This window comes from Pseudomonas sp. SZ57, assembly GCF_009495975.1.
GTDB lineage: Bacteria > Pseudomonadota > Gammaproteobacteria > Pseudomonadales > Pseudomonadaceae > Aquipseudomonas > Aquipseudomonas syringae.
In genome coordinates, this window is the sequence record NZ_WIBD01000021.1 from 17,722 (window position 1) to 38,391 (window position 20,670).

The following is a 20,670-nucleotide window of genomic DNA, read 5'->3' on the forward strand; positions in this document are numbered from 1 at the left end:
CCATCGCCTCGGAGGCAGCCGACAGGAAGTCGGGATGGTCTTGGAAAAACCCGCTTCGGCGGGTTTTTTGTTGGGCGCGATAAAGTCCTCGTCGATCTCGGATCATGTGCGCGGTGCCTTCCGCTTGCGCAGGCCCTGACGATGTTTCTCGAGGTCTTTACGGCGATGCATCTCCCGACGGATCTCCTTGCGCTCGCCCCCAATGCACACGCAATTCGCGACCGTGCCGGCTGTTGAGCGATAAAAGGCCCAGCGATGGGAAAAGCAGACAAACAATATCAGTGCGGTCATGCCAGAAGTCACAAAGCTTCTGGCTCTGAGTTAGTCAGGTGATGTTCGTCACCTGCGTGTCCTGCCCCATACTGCGCAAGAACTTTCGCTGCTGCCTGAGCAACTCACGGTAGTCGATGCAGCGATAGTGCAGACCGTGGCGGGGTGCCAGGTCGGCGATGATGTTTGCCAGCGCCGGGTAGTGTCGATGACTCCAGCCAGGGAACAGGTGATGAGTCAGATGAAAGTTCAGCCCGCCCACGGCATGGTGCAGCCAGCGTGGAGAGGTTTGCCAGTCGCAGGTTGTCGCGAAGTTATGTCGATACCAGCCGTGTGGCATCAACGGGCTGTCTGATGGCTGATAGAACTCCGCTTCTGCCCAGTGCGTACCGAGCAGCAGAAATACCACCCAGAGAGAGGCGAGCATCTGGCTCAAAAAATACGCGATCAGCACCGTCGTCCAGCTGCCCTCGAATATCACCAGCGGCACTATCAGTACCAGCAGCAGATGGCATGCCTTGCTGGCCAGAAATACCGCCCAGCCTTTGTTTCCCGGAAGAATGCTTTTGGCTTTGAGCGGCGTCTTCCCAAGGCGGTCCGACCAGTCGAATATCCATGAGATGTAGGGCAGCGACAACGCCGCGACCATGGGCCAGTAAAGATGTTGATAACGCATGTGCTTCCGCCAGCCCTGGAAGGGCGTCTGTCGCAGGACGCCATTTTCCTCGGTGTCCAGATCGTAATGTTCAACGTTGGCATAGGCATGATGAAACTGCACATGCCTGACTCGCCAGTAATCCGGATCAATCCCGAGCGGCAAGGTCATCAATCTGCCCACCAACCGGTTTGCCCAGGCCGCCCTAAAAAAAGCATTGTGGGCGGCGTCGTGAAACACCATCACGTTGAGTAGCATGCCTGTCAGGACAAACAGGAAATAGCAGCCCACGAATGCCCACGCATTGTGTTGCATAAGGCTCGAGGCATAAAAACCGCCGCACAGCACGATGAGGAGCAATGCCGTCACCTTTTGCCGAATGCTTGCGTAGCGATGGTCGTCTGCCAGGTAGGCGTGGGCCGCCTGCTTGAGGGCGTGATGAAATGCCTGTTCGCCATCGGCAGGAAATGACAGGGGGGCAAGTGACTCAGCCATGATGTTTTTCCACCGGATTTGCGGCTGAAAGGTTGTAGCCGCGAGAAGACACGGCCACCCATGCGCCGTGCAGGGCGAGGGCGACCATCGGCAATTGCCAGTAAACCTGCGACCAGCCGTAATAACCCAGAAACAGCAACGCCAGCCCCAGGCTGACTATCAGCCAGACGGGAACACTCCAGGTCCTCGCTTCGGTCATTCCTCCCAGCGCCACCGAGCCCGCCACGAGAAAAACGAACAGGACGACCTGCGGCCAAGTGATGTCGCTGTAGCCATAGCCGTATTGATAGATATAGCCCACCACCAGCGCGAAGAGCAGCAACGCGCCACTGAAAATGCTCAAACCCGAAATGCGCGAGCGGGTAGGTTCGTTCGATTTTATCGACAGTCGCAGGTAATGCAGAAAAGGTACGTTGCTGGCCCAGAACGGGTTCGCGGAAGAGCGAGGCCCTCCGATTCCAAACGTATAAGGCACATCGGGCAGCCTGGAAAATGTGCCGAACAGCTTGTCCCAGAAAATGAAAGTACCGCCGAAGTTCTTGTCTGAGTAGGCCCGGTCTTTGACGTGATGCACGCGATGATGGGTCGGAGTAACGAAAATCTTTTCCAGCACACCCAGCCTGGGTGTCAGCGCATTATGGTTAAAGAACTGCATCGAGTAATGCAGGATCGACACTGCGACAAACACATGCAGGGGCACCCCCAGCACGGCCAGCGGAATGAAGAACGGAATCGAGGTGAGTGACGAATACCACGAATTACGCACGCCCAGGGACAGGTTGAAGTGCTCGCCCTGATGATGCACCACATGCACGGCCCAGAGCACGCCAACGTGGTGATGCAGGCGGTGCAACCAGTAGAAACAGAAATCCCAGGCCAGCAATGCGAACGCCCAGACCCATAGTGGCGGCCATGTATCCAGCAGGCCAAGGCTCAAGTACGTGGCGACAAGTCCGTAACAGATGACTTCCAGTCCACGGAACAGCCACAGCATGAGGTGGCCGGAATTCAGATTGAACACCACGTCATGCCAGTCAACCGGCTTGCGCTGCATCCACTGCAGAATGACGGCCTCGCCTGTTACGGCCAGCAGCATGATGATGATCGGAATGGCCAGATCGCTCATTGCATATTCCCTTTGAGTGCGACTGGCCTGCTTCGGCCGAGCGCATCGACCAGCATACCCGCCACCAGTGCGAGCACGGCGCCACTGACCACGTCGATGAACAGATGACGGCGCAATTGCAGGATCGAATAGGCAATGGCGGCCACCCATAAGACAAACACTGCAGTACGCGCGCTACGCCTTGCTGCACTGATCCCCCAGACTGCCAGCACCATCAGGGCCATGTGCAGGGATGGCAGGCAATTCTGGGTCGAGTCCACATAGGTCAGTGCTGCCAGCAGTGTAGAGCTTAACGTTGTGCCCTCATCGACTGGGTAAACCATCGTTGTCGGCCACAGCAGATAGACCGTTCCGGCACCCAGTGCGGTAAAACGCATGGCGCGAGACAGCCAGCGCACCCGATCAAGCGGGGTCATCAGATAGCCCAGTGGAACAACCGCGAAGAACGACAGGTACAGCCAGATTGCGTGCGGCGTGAATGCGATCATTCGGTCGAGCGGCGAGGGTGTCATGACCTGGCCGGTGCTCTGCAAATGGTCGGTCAGCGTATAGATCAGACCGACCGAACCCCAGCCAAGCAGCATGTGCCACAACCGAAACATCATGGGGTTGTTCATGCTTCTGCCTGCCGGACAATACGGCGTCGTTTTCGATCGAAGTTCGGCATCACGTTCTGCACCGTCAGTTGCCATTCAAGTTTGTCAGTGGCAATACCCTGTTGTGTGAACAGGGCGACAAGTTGTCTACGGCTGTGCTCCAGTTCGGTTTGCGTACAGTCTGCAATCAGCTGCAGCCGGGTTTTCGAAAGCTGAATCAAGCGGTAGTCACTGGTCAGTGGCAGTGCATTGGCAATTGCCCGACTGCACAGGTCGGCAAAGATAATCTGCATCTCACCGTGCTGGTCGGGCAGCGAAAGCTGATCGTCGCGGCGACCTTCTATTCGGGAAATTGCCATCGAATGCTGACCGCACGGGCAGGGCTCGGATTGCCTGACCAGTACATCATCCAGTCGGTAGCGTACGATAGGTTGGGTGCTGCGAGTGAAGTCGGTGATCAACGGCGTGAAGCGCTGCTCATCAAGCCACTGGGGCTCGATATGCACGAACTCTTCGTTCAAATGCAGTGTGCCATGAGAGCACGTGGCCGCCAGAAAACCTTCAGTTGCCTGATAGACCTCGCCGACCTCGCGGAACACCGTGTTCAGCAACTGGCGATCCTGCGCATCCAGGACTTCGGCGACGGAGATCACTTTCTTTACTTCGAGTTGGATCTGCCCGCCCAGAACGGCCAGGGCCAGGGCGCGCAGCACCTGTGCTGGCGCAACGATAATGGTCGGCGCCTGTGCTTGTAAGCGAGGCAACTGCTCAGTGAACGGCGCGAAGAGGTCATAAAAGGCCAGGCTCAGCCAGCGATTGTCGACGCTGTGGTACAGGTTATTATCCGCACGTAAAAACAGCGCGACTCGCTCACCCGCGAAAATACCGTCTGGCAGCATCTTGGCAAGCATCCCGCCCGCCCAGATCTGCTGTTCCTGCGGGCTCACGACGAAAACGCCGCGCTGCCCTGACGTGCCCGAGGACAGCCCGACGCTAAAGCGGCCGATGCGTGGCGTGAAGTCGCGTTCGGCTTCGCCGCGCCTTGCGCAGGCCAGCAACTGATCACGTTGCAGACCTGCGGTGTTCATCTGGTCGAACTGCGTCATCATCAGCGCTTTGTCCATCAGCGGCCATTCGTTGAATGGCAGAGCGCTGTAAGCCCGAAAATAGGGACTTTTGGCCAGCACCCTACGGGCAAAGCGTTTCAGTTGCCTGTCCTGAAAATGCTCCAGTGCCTGGCGACTGGAAAAGCGCAGGCGACGCGCTCGCCAGTAGTGCCAGAGCGTCATTACCGGGATCATAAATCGCCCTCGTGGCACAATCGGATATCCACATGGCCTGCTGCCCACAACAGGTTCAGACGGTTCAGCGTCTGATAGTAGGCCTTGCTGTCGTCCATCAGCACGTTGGCAAGCACAGAAGGCCCGCGCAATTCTTGATAGCTCAGCGGCGACCATGCGGAATCACTGGCCAGCAGTGTCCAGCCATCGTCGGTGAGAATAAATGCACCCAGGTGTCCAGCGGCATGACCTGGTAGCGGCACCAGAACAATCTGCCCGTCACTGCCCGGTAGTTCGTAGCCATGTGTAAACGGCGCCAGTTGCTCGGTCAGGCTTACCAGCTCAAAGCCCTCGACGAACTGCAACGCTGCCTCGAAACCTTCCGGAATCAGTCCCGGTACGAAGGCGCGCTTGAGTGCGGCGATGCCACGTAATGAGCGGGTTTTCTGCCAGCCTTCGCCCGAGCAGATAAAGTCGAGATGACTGAAGTCCCGCAGGCCGGCAATGTGATCGGCATGAAAGTGGGAAATGATCAGCGCCTGAATATCGTTGGCCGCGTAACCCGCATTACGCAGCTGATCCAGCAGCGTTTCACCCGCATCCAGGTATACCGGGGTAACCTGGCTGTAGATGCGGAACACCCCCGACCGGGTATGCTCCTGAAAATGGTTGGCGTAGCCGGTATCCCATAACCAGCGGCGATCGCCAACCTCCAGCAGATACGCTCTGGACGGAAATTTGCAGACTCGCAGGCCCGCGCCTTGCAACGCCATACAACCGATATGCGTGCAGTAACCCACTTCAAAGGTGGTAATGCTAGCCATGGGGCTTCACCGCATGAGACTTAAGCCACTCTCCCGTAAGCTGAACGCCTTCTTCCATCGAGTACCGAGGCCGGTAGCCCAGCTCTTCAATGGATCGCGTCTGGCTCAGGGTCATATCGAAGTTCACCGCCGCCACACTGTATCGGGTCAGCACGGGCTCCTTGCGCGTTATACAGGCCAGCAGCTCGAGTGCCGTCGCCAGCGAGTGCAGCAATCGATAAGGCACGCGCTGCACACGATATCGAATGCCGAGTTGTTCGTGCAGTAACAACTGTAAGGTATCCACCAGTCGCATGGGCTGATGATTGGTGACGTTGTAGGCGGCACCTGAGGACAAAGAATTGTTATGGCTGGCCAGGTCCATGGCGTGCACAACGTTCAGTACAAACGTCAGGTCCAGTACCGCCTGACCACCACCGGGCAAACGCAGCACGCCGCGGTCGCGTTCTATCTGGCCCAGAATCCGGGGCAGAATCACCCGGTCATGGGGGCCGAACAAGCCACGGGGCCGCAGGATAATAAATGTGGTCTGTGGATAAAGCGGTACCAGCGCCTTTATGGATTGTTCTGCCTGGTACTTGCTGCTGGCGTAGTGATTGGCGAATCGTCGGGCACGGTATTGCTCGTCGATACGCTCATGGTCTTGAAAGTCGAAATAGATCGCAGGCGTGGATATGTGCACGAAGCGCGAAACGCCGCAGCGGCCCGCTGCCTCGGCCAGCTTTTCTGTGACGACTACATTGGCCTCATGAAACTCGGCCTCGCTACCCCAGGGAGAAGACTTTGCCGCGCAGTGCCAGACCACGTCACTGCCGAGCATCAATTGCTCGCATTGCTGTGCTGTAGCCCGGGTCAGATCCAGGGCGGTGAACGCCGCTCCTTGTTCTCGCAGCAGATTCCCTACTGCCGGGTCACGTCCGGTGGCATGTACCCTATGGCCCGCGTTCAACAGCCACTCTGCCGCATTGCGTCCGAGGCCACTGGTGGCGCCGGTCAGCAGAACCTTCATGGCAGCAGCACCATGCCCGCCAATGTCAAACCGGCGGCGGTACCGATCAGCATCACGGGTTTGCCGGGTGTAAAGCGGCCGGTGGTAAAAGCAGTATGCAGCGCCGTCGGAATCGATGCCGAGACCTGGTTACCGTGATAGCGATAAATATCCACCAGTACCTCAGGCCGTACTCCAAGCCTTTTCCGCATGTGCTCAAGCGAAAGATGGCTGGCCTGATGGGGGACCACGGTGGCGATCTCGGCAAGCGTCAATCCGCTCCTTTCCAACAAACGTGCGAGGTAGCCCTCGATCAACGCGGCAGCCTGACGAAACAGCTGCTTGCCCTTCATATGGAACAGAAAGTCGCTGTCAGTCATGCCGGCACGTGGATTGCGGCGTGTACCGCCTGCTTGAATCTCGCACAGGTCGCTGCCCTGTGGATAAGTCTCGGACAGGCTGCTCAGAATGCCGCTGCTGCCGTCACCGCGTTCGACAATGGCGCAGGCTGCTCCGTCGCCGAGGATCAGCGAGCTTTCTTCGTCATTCCAGTCGATACCGCGCGAAACGAGATCTGCCGACACGACCGCAATGCGTTTGTAGATCCCGGCATTGAGCAAGCCGGCAGCGACCTGTAGCGCCGTAATGAAGCCGACGCAACTGCTGTTGATATCAAAGCCGGGCGTACCCGATGGCAGGTGGGCCGCTTTGAGAATCAATGCTGCCGTGCAGGGTAAGGCCTGCATGGGTACTGCCGAGGCCGAGATCAACAGATCGATCGAACTCGCCGGGATCTGCTCTCTTCTCAAGGCATCCTGAAGTGCTTGTGCTGCAAGTTCGGCCTGGCTGGCATCGAGTGTTGCGTGAAAACGGCAATGCACGCCCGAGCGCTTTTCTACATAACCCGCAGGCTTGTTCAATAACGTGTCCAGCGCAGACGAGTCCACTCGATTTGCTGGCACCGCTACGCCAGTCGCAATAATTTTCAGTGGCAGCAAGGCTGCGGGGGAGTAGGGCGCTGTCATTGGAGTCCTGGCTTCGCATCCATGTGGCAATTACCTGAATGACTGATTCAAATATAACGCTGGCTGAACATGGCATGGGTCGATGCACCGCGAACCCTCATGCTCGGCAAGAGGACGGTGTCATCGGTTATCTTTTCGGGTTAAAGGCGCATGCCTTTGAACGGGTTCCAGCCTTGCTCGCCTTTTACTTCTTTGAGGTAGTACGAATAATTGACGGTCAAGGCATACATCAGCGAGAAGGCCACATTCAAACCTCCCCCCAGCGCGTAAGGAACCTCGGTTCCCAAAAGCGTGCATACCAGAAGGATCAAGGCGTTGGTCGCGAGCATTATGCCAATCAACGCAATGCCTTTTTTCCACAGGCCCAGCACGAAGAAATAAATGGGGCCAAAGAAATACGCGATGACGTTGAAATTGATCCGCATTTTCTTCCTGAAGCCAGGAAGTGACTTCAGGCCAGCCTTGAAGCGTGGATCGTTCGGCGCACCATACGTCTCGAAGAAATTGAAGCGCTCCTGCCACTTGGCGCTGTAGGTGCCAGTGTTGCGCGTCTGATCTGCTGTGCTCATGGTGCTGCTCCTGATGTTCCATTGGGGTGACGTCTTTCTTCCGGGAAATCCTGTGTTCTGGCGTTTTTATGATCAGGGTGCTGAGTGTATGGAGTTTTCGGGTGGTGTACTACGCAACCGCGTAACCTGGGCGCTAAATCGCCACAATTCTTTATCTGGTCAGCCTGATAGGCAGCCATTGACTGGAGTCGCTCGTTTTTCTGGTCAGGTTGCGGCCAGATTATCGGCTGTCGTGGCTGGTCCGTCCCCATGGCTGGACGCGCCTAAAGCGTCTTGCCAAGGGATCCGCGCCACGAACCCCGCTTGGCAAAAATGAGTATCTGGTTTACCGAGGCATCCCTGGCGAGCAGTTCTAAGGCAGTCGGGCTTCGTAATATTTTACCGATGCAGCATGCTGCAAACGCTCAAGTACGTGGCGCAGCCACGTATAACTCTCCTGAGCGTTGAGTTTGGCGGTCTCTACCCGCTGTAGATCTGGGCGCTGGCAGTGGCGCCTTTGATTGTGTCGCTGAACCGCCAGGCTTTTCGCACGATGGCGTACGGTCGGATTGCCGTAGGCGTCGTAGTCGTAGTGTCGGTCGCCCTGCATCAGCAGGCGGTTGCCTTTGACGTTGGCCAGGTTTGCAGCCGGTTGGTCGCCTTGGCCGAGCAGGTTGCCTGCGGGGTCGTGGGCGAAGCTTTCCGGGGTGGTGCCACGCACGTTGATCAGACGGTCGAGCGGATCGTAATGATAGCTGCGGTTGCCTTTTCGGCTGTCGTTGACGCCTGCCAAGTTGCCGTTTGCGTCGTAAGCGTAGTGGCGGTGGAACAGATGTCGGTCCTGTTGGCTGACGCTGTGCGCCTGCAAGCGGCCTTGTTCATCGTACTGGTATTGGCTAAGCAACAGCCCCTGTTGGCGCAGCTGTTCGCGGCCTGCGCTGAACTGGTGGGTGGTCAGGCGCGAGCCGTTGAGGTCGATGCTGCTCAGCTGTCCGCCGCGTTGGTGGTGGTAATCAAGCTTGCTCCCGTCCGGGAGGCGGCAGTGTTTAAGTTGGCCGACAGTGTCGTACTCGTAACGCAGCGTGCCCCAGCCCTGATGCTCGGTGATCAGGCGGTCTTGCAGATCGTATTCGTAGGCGAGAGGCCAGTTTCCGTCATCAACGTTCACCAGGCGCCCAAGCGCGTCGTAGCGGTAGTGGATTTCCTCGCCATCGGCGAGGGTTTTGACCAGCAGACGGCCAGCGCTGTCACGCTGATATTCGGTAACGAGTTCGCTGCCGTCGTCGCCGAATTCGGTTTTCTTCAGTAACTGGCCGTTGAGGTCGTATTCGTAGGCGGTACTGCGGCCGTCGAAGCCGGTTTCTCGCTGGATCAGGCCATTGCTGTAGTAGTCGAGGTGATAGTGCTCGCCGCGCTCGTTTTCGATCTCGGTAAGCAGCAGGCGGGCGTTGTTGTAGCGATAACGCAGTTGGCTGCAATCCGGGTTGATGCGACGGCTGACCAGATGCAGGTTGTCGGCGTATTCGTAACGGGTAATGCGGCCCAGTTCGTCGCGCTCGGCGGTGACTTTGCCGTAGGCGTTGTAGGTGAACGCGCGGGTGGCGCCGCCGGGCAGGGTGATCTGCGCCAGGCGGTTGGCTGCGTCCCACTGGTAATGGGTGATGGCGCCGGTTTCTTCCTGACGGGTGATCTGCCGGCCAAGTGCGTCGTAGCGGTATTTGCGCTGGCCGCCGTCAGGCAAGCGTTCTTCGAGCAACTGGCCAAGGCCGGTCCAGCCCAGCGTGTGACGACTGCCGTCGGGGTGACGGATTTCCACAAGGCGACCGTGCAGGTCGTAGCTGTAATGGGTTTCGTTGCCGTCCGGATCGATCTGGACGGTGATGTCACCTTGACGATTGCGATCGTATTTCCATCGCGCTTCGCCGCGTTCGACGCTTACCAGTTGGCCGTCGAAATAGCCGTAATAGGTTGGAAGTCCTTCAGAGGGGACGAGGGCGATCAGGCGTCCGGCGTCGTTGTAGCGGTATTCAGTGACGGCGTCGAGTGCATCTTTTTCTGCAATCAGACGCCCTTGTTCGTCGTAGATTTTCTGTGTTTTTGCGCCATCAGGATCGGTCTGGCTGACCAGCCGGGCATTGGTGTCATGCACGTAAACCTGTTCGCTGCCGTCGGAATTGACGACCGTGGCTGTGCCGTTGTCATCCCAGACGTAGCGTATGTCCATCTGCGAGTAGTTGGCCCACTGGCGCACGCAACGCGAAGCCTTTCCTTCGCGTTCCCATTCCCAGTGGAAGCTGGCACCACCGGCCAATTGCCGTTCGAGAATGACGTGCTGATCGTTGTAGCGATAGTGCTCGCTTTCCCCCGCTGCGTTTGTGGCGCGTACCAGTTGATGGTGCTCGTTGTAGTGATAGGTGACCAGGGTCTGTACGGTCAGCCACGGATCCTGCCGCTTGCCTTGCTCATCATATTCCGGACGTTGTTGCTGGTAGTCGACCGAGGCGATGTGGCGGTCGTCGTAACGCAACAGCAGCGAGCGTCCTGCGCCGTTGTCGATACGCTGGATGCGGTCAACCAGGTCGTACTCGATATGTAACTGGTTGTCGTAGGCATCGCTGATGGTTGTCAGTCGACCCGCGCGGAAATGATAGAAGCGCGGCTTTTGCCCAGCCTGGGTCAGAATGAGTTCGCCCGGCGCATCGCCGACGAAAATTGCTGCACTGGCCAGGCTGTTGGTAATGGCCGGACGTTGTTCGGTTGGCATCGGAAAGCGGGTCTGACGATTCTCATTGTCAGTCCAGAGAACACCCTCATCGTCCAGTTGCAGACGATGGGAAAGCGAATGGCTCCAGCCGTGGCCCAAGCGGCTATCAATTTCGACTGCGCTGGTCCGGTACAGACGTGTCCACTCGAGATTCAGCAGTCCGCCGAGCTCACCGTCGGTGAGGGTCAGAAGCTCTTCCCCCGTGACCATTGAAACAGGGTCGCCGTTGGTACAGGTTTTCTTCGCAGGTTCTGCAGGTTCATCAGCCGGGTTCTTCGACTGTTCAGGCGCATCATCGACTGGCTCTTTCTGTTCAACCTTTGTGGCGTTCTTCTTCTTGCCCCGTGCCTGAACCTGCGCGTCCGCTTCCACCGCGCCGGAAATGGGCGGTTTTTTCTTCGGTGCTGTAGCCGTGACAGCCGGTTTTGGAGGTGCGATGGCGACGTCGGCCTTGCGCGCCGGGTTCAGCCTGGCATCCGCATTCAGCAGCAGGGGCTTGGCGGTTTCGGCGTGAGCTTCTGCGTTTTTAACAACCAGATAGAGACGCTCCCCAACCTGCAATGGCCGCTAAGCCAATCAGACCTGCGGAGTCAAAAGATCAGATCGCATACGCACCTGCCTTACATTTCTCACATTCTTCACAGAACGGCGCGTTACGTTTCAGGGTGGGATCTGCTCCGGGGTCAGAGCCGCACCGGTCTTATAACCGTGCTGATCGCAGTGAATTTCTTCGCCTTATAGATTTGTAACTAATTAAGGAGTAGTTAAGTTACTCGTAAAGCCCCATAGACGAATTCAGAGCGTTCAGCAATTCCTCTTCGGATATTGAGTGCTGACTAAGATTGGCGGCATCCAAGTCCCCCCATTCCTGATCATCTTCTATTTCTAAGAGAAATAGAGGGCAGCTCTTTTTATTGAAAAAGTCAATTATGTCTCGAAGATCTTTTTCGCGCTGAACGTGGTCGTTTCCATAGAGATCGCACGTATAAAAAAAACCTTTGTCGCCCATGGCCAGTTTCTTTTGAGAGCCAATAAGTGACATCTTGAAACGTTGATGTAGGAATTTTGCGATTTCAATGTCATGAGTTGGAGATGCAGGGGCAATACTTATTTTGATCATGATTTAAAAACCCTAAAAACTAGTGGGTTAAGTGACTTTCCTGTTATCTAATTTTGAAAGTTACCAGCATGCCACCTTTAGAGAGCAAATGGGATTTGAAAATATTTCTATTGGAGTGAGTTAAGCCAGTTTTTAAAATATTCTGATTGCATGGTGGGCTCGTTAGTCAAGTTTTCTTCTTCATGATCAAAAATATTAACCAGATTTTCTCTGCGGGCTTGTTTTCCTAGCTCAAGTTCGTATGCCATTAATCCAGCTGACATTTGTAATGACATTCTGGACGGATGTACATTACGTTTTGCTCCTTTGCAAAGAAATTTAATTTCGGGTAGCTCTTGCCTTAGCTTAATGAAACAGGAAAATAAGTTTTCACCATGGCAGATTCTTTCAAGATTTTTGAATCTAAAGATTATAGATGGTTGTTCTACATCGTAATATATAGTTGCTTTTTCTCGAAGCCCATTATGTATTAAGGTGATTTCTCTATTGTCCATTTGTCATTTTCTCGCCGGATTGGGTATTGAATATCCTTCATAGCTACCATCTGATTTCAAAGGTGTCACCCCCAAAATATCTTCTGTATTTATTTGCCCGGGTATTGCAATTTCTTTTTCTTCTGGGAAAGGAATCTTTGATCCCAGCTCTCTATTGACGTCTCGACCATCTATTCGTCCTAGAGTGTAAAGATTTCCGGTTTTCGTTCTATAAGCTGTTCCGAAGTCTATCGCCACATCAGGGGAGGTTGATGTGCTAATGAAATTGCTTGGAGGGGTGTTGTTGTCAAATGCATGGAGTTCTAAGTCCATGCTATCAGGAGTACGAGTCAGGTAATTTCTGAAGCGTTACAGATTTCTTGTAAACTCCAATTGTGGTGGTATATTTATAGCACTGTGATACATATAAAAATCTCGCAGACTTGAATCATTCCTCTACGGGGATAAATAAAATAACACCAAAGCTAATTTTTTATTTTTCATAGATCGATCCTTTTTTTCGTTACTATTTATTGTTTTGCATTTAGTTGGAGAGCGCAATCTCGCTAAGGTAAGTCAGCATATTTTCGTATTTTGTTTTCTGCCAGCTTTCAGTTTCATGGTCGAAAAAGTAAACGTCTGGCAAACATTGATTTTCTTTGATTTTAAATCCGTAATAATCACCTACTCCATTTTCAGAGAAAAGAATATGATCTTCTCTTTTTTTAGACTCGGCTTTATTTATTTCTAAAATATTAAAGCTGCTGTCTTTATCTAGTGAGTAGACTATGCCGAATGCAAAATATCCGCCGCCATATCGCTTCACAAACTGGGCGTATTCATGAGGCAGAGTTGCGTTTAGTTCCTTTTGAGCGAATTCTATACTTTCTTCGCTTGCAAGGCTATCTGGATCCAAACCAAACCAAACTGGATTGGCCAGCTTTTTTTCATTTACAAATTCTTCAAATTCGTGGAAGTTCATTTTTTGGGGCCTTTATTGTCATAAATCCATTCTGGTAGCTTTTCATCTGCACCCTGTTCTCTCGCACGATACCACCAGTGGAGATTTCGATCCTGCTGCCTCATTTCTAGAGTTACGCCCTGATTGAACTTGTTAGGGTGAAGTGTTTTGTTACCGCGATGCTCCGCTGGCAATATTTCATGAATTGCTGATCCCGGCATTTGATCCGCATGATGAAGGTCAGGACTTCCGAGTCCTCTCGGTGGGTGGCCAAGCAGTGCTTGTTTCAGATCATTTGTAGACCAGTCACCTTCAATCCTCACTGCTGGATCATTAGGGCCATAGCCCGTAGAAGTGGGGGCGTCGGGTTGGCCTTCGTCGACCGCCGGTTTTGTTGTAGCGTTATCGGCGTCAAAGCCTGGCTTGCTCCCATCCGCACCCGGACAATTATCCAACCCCAACGGATCCACCCACCCCGTAGGGTTAGGCACATACTGGTAGTTGTTCAACCCACCCGCCAGCTTGATCGGATCCGGGGTCAAAAACCGGCCAGTGCCCGGATTGTAATAGCGATGCCGGTTGTAATGTAAGCCCGTTTCCGCATCGAAGTACTGACCCTGGAAGCGCAGCGGGTTGTCGATTTCGGCGATGTCGAGGGTGGCGAGGTTGCCGTAGGCGCGGTATTTCGCCGACCACATGATCTCGCCGCTGTAGTCGGTGAGTTCCTGCGGCGTACCGAGGTGGTCAAGCTGGTAGTAGAACGGAGTTGCTTTCAGCGGGCCTTCGCCGTCCAGCATGGCCAGCGGGCGGAAGGTGCCGGGTTCGTAGATGTAGGTGCGATACCGGTTGTCGGCGCTTTCGGCTATCAGGCGTTCGCCTTGCCAGAGAAATTCGGTGGTGTGGCCATCGACGGTCTTTTCGATGCGTCTTCCGAAGGCGTCGTATTTGTAGGACGTGGTACTACCGCCCGGCAGGCTGACGCCGATCAGTCTGTGCTGGCAGTCATAGCGGTATTCGGTGACAAGCTTCTGTCCGGTCCCGCGTCGTTCACGGATCTGATTGCCGTAGGCGTCGTAGTCGTAGTGTCGGTCGCCCTGCATCAGCAGGCGGTTGCCTTTGACGTTGGCCAGGTTGGCCGCCGTTTGGTCGCCTTGGCCGAGCAGGTTGCCTGCGGGGTCGTGGGCGAAGCTTTCCGGGGTGGTGCCACGCACGTTGATCAGACGGTCGAGCGGATCGTAATGATAGCTACGGTTGCCTTTTCGACTGTCGTTGACGCCTGCCAAGTTGCCGTTTGCGTCGTAAGCGTAGTGGCGATGGAACAGGTGGCGGTCCTGCTGGCTGACACGGTGGGCCTGAAGGCGGCCCTGGTCATCGTACTGATACTGACTGAGCAACAGGCCTTGCTGGCGTTGCTGCTCGCGGCCTGCGCTGAACTGGTGGGTGGTCAGGCGCGAGCCGTTGAGGTCGATGCTGCTCAGCTGTCCGCCGCGCTGGTGGTGGTAATCGAGTTTGCTGCCGTCAGGCAGGCGGCACTGGCTCAACTGGCCAAGCGCGTCGTACTCGTAGCGGGTGGTGCCCCAGCCCTGATGCTCGGTGATCAGGCGGTCCTGCAGGTCGTATTCGTAAGCCAGCGGCCAGTGGCCGTCGTCAACGTTAACGAGGCGGCCAAGCGCGTCGTAGCTGTAGTGAATTTCTTCACTATCAGCCAGGGTTTTCACCAGCAGACGGCCAGCGCTGTCACGCTGATATTCGGTAACGAGTTCGCTGCCGTCGTCGCCGAACTCGGTTTTTTTCAGCAACTTGCCGTTGAGGTCGTACTCGTAGGCGGTGCTGCGGCCATCGAAGCCGGTTTCTCGCTGGATCAGGCCATTGCTGTAGTAGTCGAGGTGGTAGTGCTCGCCGCGCTCGTTTTCGATCTCGGTGAGCAGCAGGCGTGCGTTGTCGTAGCGATAGCGCAGCTGGCTGCCGTCGGGATTGATGCGGCGGCTGACCAGATGCAGGTTGTCGGCGTATTCGTAGCGGGTGATGCGGCCCAGTTCGTCGCGCTCGGCGGTGACTTTGCCGTAGGCGTTGTAGGTGAACGCGCGGGTGGCGCCGCCGGGCAGGGTGATTTGTACCAGGCGGTTGGCTGCGTCCCATTGGTAATGGGTGATGGCGCCGGTTTCTTCCTGACGGGTGATCTGCCGGCCAAGTGCGTCGTAGCGGTATTTGCGCTGACCGCCGTCGGGCAGGCGCTCTTCGAGCAATTGGCCAAGGCCGTTCCAGCCCAGCGTGTGACGACTGCCGTCGGGGTGACGGATTTCCACAAGGCGACCGTGCAGGTCGTAGCTGTAATGGGTTTCGTTGCCGTCCGGATCGATCTGGACGGTGATGTCACCTTGTTCATTACGCTGATATTTCCAAGTTGCTTTACCCCGACGAACATAACTAACGAAGCCGCGATGGTATTCGTAGGCAACCGGTTCGTCTTCCGGTGGAATCAACGCGATCAGCAGTCCGTCTTCGTCATAGCGGTATTCAGTGATCGCACCCAGCGGGTCTTTCTCCGCGATCAGTCGGCCTTTCTCGTCATAGGCTTTTTGCGTCTCGGCTCCATCAGGGGTTATTTCACTGATGAGGCGCGCATTTTCATCGTGTACGTAAACCTGTTCGCTGCCGTCGGCATTGAGAACAGTGACCTGGCCTGCGTCGTCCCATATGTAACGCGAGTCCATCTGAGAAAAGTTGGCCCAATGATGGGTGCTTCGCGATGACTTGCCTTCGTTCTCCCATTCCCAGAAAAAGCTCGCGCCTCCAGCCAGCTGGCGCTCCAGGATCACGTTTTGTTCGTTGTAACGGTAGTGCTCGCCTTCGCCTGCGGCGTTGGTTGCGCTGACAAGCTGACCTTTCACGTTGTACTGGTAAATCACCAATGTCTGTACGGTCGCCCAAGGGTCTTGCCGTTCGCCCTTATCGGTATAGTCGGGCCGTTGCTGCTGATAATCCACTGCGACGATATGGCGATCTTCATAACGCAGAAGCAGAGAGCGTCCGGCGTTGTTGTCGATCCGCTGCACGCGATCTACAAGGTCGTAAGTGATTTGAAGCTGGTTGTCATAGGCGTCGCTGATAGTAATCAGGCGCCCGGCACGAAAGTGGTAGAAGCGTGGTTGGTTGCCAGCTTGAGTCAGGATCAGCTCGCCGGGCGTAGTGCCGAGATAGATCGCCGCTTTGGCCAAGCTATTGGTGATAGCAGGGCGATGCTCGGTCGGCATCGGGAAGCGGGTCTGGCGGTTTTCATTGTCTATCCATACCACTCCCTCTTCGTCCAGTTGAAGACGATGGGATAACGCATGGCTCCAGCCATAGCCGAGACGGCTGTCAGTTTCTGCCGCGCTGGTGCGATACAGTCGCGTCCATTCAAAGGGCAGCAGGCCATCGAGTTGCCCATCGGTCAGGGTGAGCAGTTCTTCCCCTGTCACCATTGAAACCGGGCAACCGTTGACACAGGTATCCTGAGCCGACGCTGCGCTTTTGCCGTCATGTGTCCTGGATTGGCTAGCCGCGTCGTCGAGACGCGCACTGCCTCTGACGGTGGTGTTTTTCTTGCCATCAAAACGTAGTTGGGCGACGCCTTGCTTAGTGGCTGATACAGCGCCGCGAGCTGCTACCGCGACGTATTTGCTCACATAGCCCATGAAGCCTTTGATGATATTGAACACGGCTTTTACAAAGCCGGTGACCGCGTTGAGGATGATCTTGCCGTACTTGGCCAGGCGTGCGGCCAGATAAAACAGACCTGCACCCTCGGCTGCCAAGGTCAACACGACGGATATGACAATGTCGATCAGGATGCCGATAGTGGCTGCCGAGGTCATTTTCGCCGTCTGGCCTGCAGCCTGGGTCGGCGGTAATCCGGCCACCCATATCGAGGCGCAGCGAACCATCAGGAAAAGCGCCGCCTCGTCGCTGGCAAGCAACATGGCTTTTTTCATGACGTCCGGTGCTTCTTTGGCCAGCTTGATCAGCTCGTCTGCACCTGCTCCCAAATCGTCTACAAACTTTTTAGGGTTTTGCAGGATATCGAGCGCTTTGGTGATGCCATCCCAAACGCCCTTGATCGCCTCCCAACCGCCCTCAAGAATGCCCGCACCGATGGCCATGGCTTTCGCAGATGCGCTTTGATTGGACCACTGGGGTTTGAAGCCTGCCCACTCTTTGCGCAGGAAGCCTTCCAGGTCAGCACTCAGACCGTCATAGGATTTGAACAGGGCATCAATCTGAGCGGGGGTGACTTTGTCATGGACATGAATCTTATAAGCTTTGCCCGGTTGCCCCTGAAAGCTGCCTTTGCCTTGCTTGTCCAGCATCACGGTGGTCTTGGCACCACCGTCAACTGCAATGACATCAACCTGAATGTCACCGACAGGAATGTCGTACAACGACTCGAACTTGCTCTCGATCAAAAGCGGGCCGACGAGAGGGCACTTGGCGACGTATGAGAAGTCATCGTCATTCATGCTGACCGCTTTACTCGATCCCCCTGCTTTGATGACGCGCTCCATGCCTAGCAGTGAAGGCATGTCTGTCGCGCGGCTGCCTTTGTCGGCCAGCTCTGCATACCATGTCTTGGTTTGTTCACGGTACAGCGTCAAACTGTCTTTGAACGAGTCCAGTTGTGCTTCGATATCGGCAACGCGATCCATCAGCCTTGCTCCAGAATCAGGTGGTTAAGCAGTGCTTCGTTGAGAGATGTTGAAATGTCCGTGCGGCGCACAAAGTGGTCGATTTTGTGGCGCAATATGGACTCTGGAAAGGCGACATAGATGTCTGGCCGCTCTTCGCTCAGCCATTGCATCAAATTGTCGATCAGCGCTACTGGGTCCTTTGTCGTCAACTGATCCAAAAGAGGTTGAGGCACCTCCCACCAAGGCCAGTCCTTTACCGCTGGCAACGCCGCTGATCCGGTTTCAAGCGTTCTGCCGTTGATCAAATATCGCTCAAATACTGGGATGAGGCCGCTGGCAGAGTCTCCCAACCCTTCCAGAATCGGATAAATATGCCGCCCATCCCAGAACCGGAAAAACACCTCGGCCCCGTCCGGCGTCTTCACCTGGGTCAGGCTGCGGAGATGTTCGAACACCACTTGCGGCGCACACGTCGAAACCGCCAGCCAGCCCCAGTCTTCGGCATCGGTTTCGGCTACCCAGGTCAGGAACGCTGATCGAGGCTTGAGCTCGCTCAGGTAAGGCATCACCGGTTGCCAGGTGTCATAAGGCGTGCCGCCCCAGATAGGGATGAATCCCGCGTCTGGCTCGGCCATGTGCAGGGTTTTAAGCGCGTCGGCATCACTGGCGGCGCTGACGACCACGTACAGGTGTTCGTCCTTGCGCAGCGGTTGTTGCGTCAGCCAGTCTTGTGGCGTGAGTCGGTCAGATCGCACAGGCACCGTCCTTGCACTTCTCGCATTCTTCACAGAACGGCGCGTTGCGTTTCAGGGTGTTGATCTGCGCCGGGGTCAGAGCCGCACCGGCCTTGTCGGCATCGGCCTGCAGCAAAGGGCCTGGCATCAGCGGGGCCGCCGGGGTTCCGCTGCCGGGGCTGCCGCCTTCGTTGACGCGGATCACCGGGCCGCTCAGGGTCACGCCGCTAGCATCGATCTTGATGAAGCTGCCCCCAGCCTTCAGGGTCAGTTCGCTACCGGCTTCAAGCACCACTTTCACGCCGCTGCTCAGATGGATCTCCTGGCCTGCTTCGATGAACTGGCCGGTGCCTACCTTGACGTGCTGGTTCGCACCCACGGTAAGGTGATCGTCAGCCCGTCCTTCGACTTTGCGGTCGGCGTAGACGGTATGGTGCTCTTCGGCCTTGAATTCGCTGTAGCTGTTCTGTTCGACCGTGTCGTGTCGCTCGTTGCCGACGCGTATCTTCTGATCGTTCTCGACGTTCTCGTCCCAGTCGCGCTGGGCGTGCAGGAATATCTGTTCCTGGCCTTTCTTGTCTTCGATACGCAGCTCGTTGAAGCCGCCACCACCGGGTGAGCTCAAGGACTTGAAGGTGCTGCGGGTTTTGTTAGCCGGCAGGTCGTACGGAACCACGTTTTCCTTGTGGTACAGGCAGCCACTGATCAGTGGCTGATCGGGGTCGCCTTCAAGGAAAGTCACCAGCACTTCCATGCCAATGCGCGGGATGGCAATGCCGCCGTACATCGCACCTGCCCAGGCCGAGGAGACCCTCAGCCAGCAACTGGTCTTGTCGTCGGACTGGCCTTCGCGGTCCCAAGGGAACTGCACCTTGACGCGGCCGTACTGATCGCAGTGAATTTCTTCGCCTTTGGGGCCCGTGACCACGGCGTTTTGGCTGCCGAGAATGCGCGGCTTGGGATGGTTCAGTTGCGGACGGTTGGGCACGTCCCACGGGGTGGCCTGGAAGCGGTTGCGGTAGCCCTGATGGAAATCATCCTTCAGGTCGGTCGTGTCGCTGGTGACCGACTCCTCCAGTACCTGCGGCTGTTTGCCTTCGTGCAGGATTTCGGTCAGCAGCCACAGATCGTTCCATTTGGCTTTGGGGTGCTGGGTCAGCGCCAGAAAGTGGCCGCTGACCAGCAGCGGCTGATCGCTCTTGCCCATGGCCAGTTGGTAGTCGCTGCGATGACGTTCCAGTGCTCGTTTGGCCAGTTGCTTGCCGCGCTCGCGATCCACGAAGCGGCCAGGGTAGTCATAGTCCTCGAGGTCGGGGATGGCATCGCCCCGGTTTTCGCTTTCCAGCGTCAGGCGCGGTTTCTCGAAGTCGTAGTCGCGGCGTGTCGTGCGGCTAGTACGGGTTTCCAGACGCAGGTCGAATCGCTTTATCACCGGATCGGTGGCGACCATGCCTGAGTCTTGCTGGTAGGCCACTGGTGCGAGTTTCGGGAACACCGTCTGGTCATCGCCGAACACCAGCGTGTGGCCGGTGGTGCTGTGCTGGAAGTGGTAATGGATACCTTCCTCCTCGCACAGGCGTTGGACGAAGTGCAGGTCCGATTCATCGTATTGAACGCAGTAGATGCGTTCGGGATAAATCGTCCCGACTTTGAATTCGTAGGCGTTGCTTTGAATACCGTGCTCTTCGAGGACCATACCGATGATTTTCGGGACGGTGAGGTTCTGGAAGATACGCTGGTTGGTGCGGTGGGCCAGGTAGGCCAGCTGCGGGCGCAAGGTCACGGCGTAGCGGGTCAGCCGCTTGCCCGAATCGCCCTGTGAGGCGCGGTAGATCTGCCCGTGAATACCGCTGCCGTCAGGCGAGAGTTGCAGAAAGGCCGGTTTGTGTAGCAGTGTTTCGAGGTCCAGAGACGGCTGTTCACTGACCAGATCGACCTCAAACAAAAAGGGCTGGCTGATGGCTTCCCGACCTTGCAAGGCAAGCACCTGCAGATCATTGGAAAGGCCTTCTATGGTCAGGGCGAAGTGAGTCTGATTGGCCGGCGCGAACATCCCTTGTTCCTCGTGCAGTGCTGCTGCGTGCGTCGGGGCTCAAAAAAATTGCCCGGCACACGCGAAATTCTGGAGCTGCGTAAACAACATC

At 56.1% G+C, this 20,670-nt stretch carries 15 protein-coding genes and 3 pseudogenes; all 18 read right to left on the reverse strand.

Annotation, left to right across the window (positions count from 1 at the left end; translation table 11 throughout):
- Positions 1-325: 325 nt before the first annotated feature.
- Complete coding sequence (locus tag GE543_RS18710; RefSeq protein ID WP_153222117.1) at positions 326-1,420, reverse strand: acyl-CoA desaturase; 1,095 nt, start codon at positions 1,418-1,420, stop codon at positions 326-328.
- Positions 1,413-2,546 (reverse strand): sterol desaturase family protein, encoded by a 1,134-nt coding sequence (locus GE543_RS18715; RefSeq protein WP_153222118.1) that lies wholly within the window; start codon positions 2,544-2,546, stop codon positions 1,413-1,415. The genes GE543_RS18710 and GE543_RS18715 overlap by 8 nt, the downstream gene beginning before the upstream one ends.
- Positions 2,543-3,163 carry a phosphatase PAP2 family protein gene (locus tag GE543_RS18720; RefSeq protein ID WP_046236909.1) on the reverse strand — a complete coding sequence of 207 codons (621 nt, stop codon included), beginning with the start codon at positions 3,161-3,163 and terminating at the stop codon, positions 2,543-2,545. The genes GE543_RS18715 and GE543_RS18720 overlap by 4 nt, the downstream gene beginning before the upstream one ends.
- Positions 3,160-4,443: a F390 synthetase-related protein gene (locus tag GE543_RS18725; RefSeq protein ID WP_153222119.1), complete on the reverse strand. Its 1,284-nt coding sequence runs from the start codon at positions 4,441-4,443 to the stop codon at positions 3,160-3,162. Before GE543_RS18725 ends, GE543_RS18720 begins: the two co-directional genes overlap by 4 nt.
- Positions 4,440-5,246 carry an MBL fold metallo-hydrolase gene (locus GE543_RS18730; RefSeq protein ID WP_024652719.1) on the reverse strand — a complete coding sequence of 269 codons (807 nt, stop codon included), beginning with the start codon at positions 5,244-5,246 and terminating at the stop codon, positions 4,440-4,442. The genes GE543_RS18725 and GE543_RS18730 overlap by 4 nt, the downstream gene beginning before the upstream one ends.
- Entirely contained in the window at positions 5,239-6,255 is a 1,017-nt protein-coding gene (locus tag GE543_RS18735; RefSeq protein WP_153222120.1) for an NAD(P)-dependent oxidoreductase, read from the reverse strand. Before GE543_RS18735 ends, GE543_RS18730 begins: the two co-directional genes overlap by 8 nt.
- On the reverse strand, positions 6,252-7,259 hold the full coding sequence (locus GE543_RS18740; protein ID WP_153222121.1) for a 3-oxoacyl-[acyl-carrier-protein] synthase III C-terminal domain-containing protein: 1,008 nt from the start codon (positions 7,257-7,259) through the stop codon (positions 6,252-6,254). Before GE543_RS18740 ends, GE543_RS18735 begins: the two co-directional genes overlap by 4 nt.
- A gap of 140 nt (positions 7,260-7,399) precedes the next feature.
- Positions 7,400-7,828 (reverse strand): DUF2628 domain-containing protein, encoded by a 429-nt coding sequence (locus GE543_RS18745; protein WP_065350905.1) that lies wholly within the window; start codon positions 7,826-7,828, stop codon positions 7,400-7,402.
- A 352-nt stretch (positions 7,829-8,180) separates the two neighbouring features.
- Positions 8,181-8,380, reverse strand: a pseudogene (locus GE543_RS18750) (transposase domain-containing protein); the annotation flags it as partial.
- A pseudogene (locus GE543_RS18755) lies at positions 8,376-11,087 on the reverse strand (DUF6531 domain-containing protein); the annotation flags it as partial. The pseudogenes GE543_RS18755 and GE543_RS18750, both read right to left, overlap by 5 nt.
- Positions 11,088-11,169: 82 nt before the next feature.
- A pseudogene (locus GE543_RS27995) lies at positions 11,170-11,273 on the reverse strand (Rhs element Vgr protein); the annotation flags it as partial.
- A 67-nt stretch (positions 11,274-11,340) separates the two neighbouring features.
- Complete coding sequence (locus tag GE543_RS18760) at positions 11,341-11,691, reverse strand: hypothetical protein (RefSeq protein WP_153222122.1); 351 nt, start codon at positions 11,689-11,691, stop codon at positions 11,341-11,343.
- A gap of 107 nt (positions 11,692-11,798) precedes the next feature.
- Positions 11,799-12,185 carry a hypothetical protein gene (locus GE543_RS18765; protein WP_153222123.1) on the reverse strand — a complete coding sequence of 129 codons (387 nt, stop codon included), beginning with the start codon at positions 12,183-12,185 and terminating at the stop codon, positions 11,799-11,801.
- A gap of 3 nt (positions 12,186-12,188) precedes the next feature.
- Positions 12,189-12,497, reverse strand: coding sequence for a hypothetical protein (locus tag GE543_RS18770; protein WP_152092401.1), 309 nt, complete (start codon positions 12,495-12,497; stop codon positions 12,189-12,191).
- Between the two features lie 211 nt (positions 12,498-12,708).
- A complete protein-coding gene (locus tag GE543_RS18775) occupies positions 12,709-13,146 on the reverse strand; it encodes an SMI1/KNR4 family protein (protein ID WP_153222124.1) in 438 nt (145 codons plus the stop codon).
- A complete protein-coding gene (locus tag GE543_RS18780) occupies positions 13,143-17,810 on the reverse strand; it encodes an RHS repeat-associated core domain-containing protein (RefSeq protein WP_256664779.1) in 4,668 nt (1,555 codons plus the stop codon). Before GE543_RS18780 ends, GE543_RS18775 begins: the two co-directional genes overlap by 4 nt.
- Entirely contained in the window at positions 17,810-18,547 is a 738-nt protein-coding gene (locus GE543_RS18785; protein ID WP_046271628.1) for a DUF4123 domain-containing protein, read from the reverse strand. The genes GE543_RS18780 and GE543_RS18785 overlap by 1 nt, the downstream gene beginning before the upstream one ends.
- A complete protein-coding gene (gene tssI / locus GE543_RS18790) occupies positions 18,537-20,579 on the reverse strand; it encodes a type VI secretion system tip protein TssI/VgrG (protein WP_046271627.1) in 2,043 nt (680 codons plus the stop codon). The genes GE543_RS18785 and tssI overlap by 11 nt, the downstream gene beginning before the upstream one ends.
- Between the last annotated feature and the right edge of the window lie 91 nt (positions 20,580-20,670).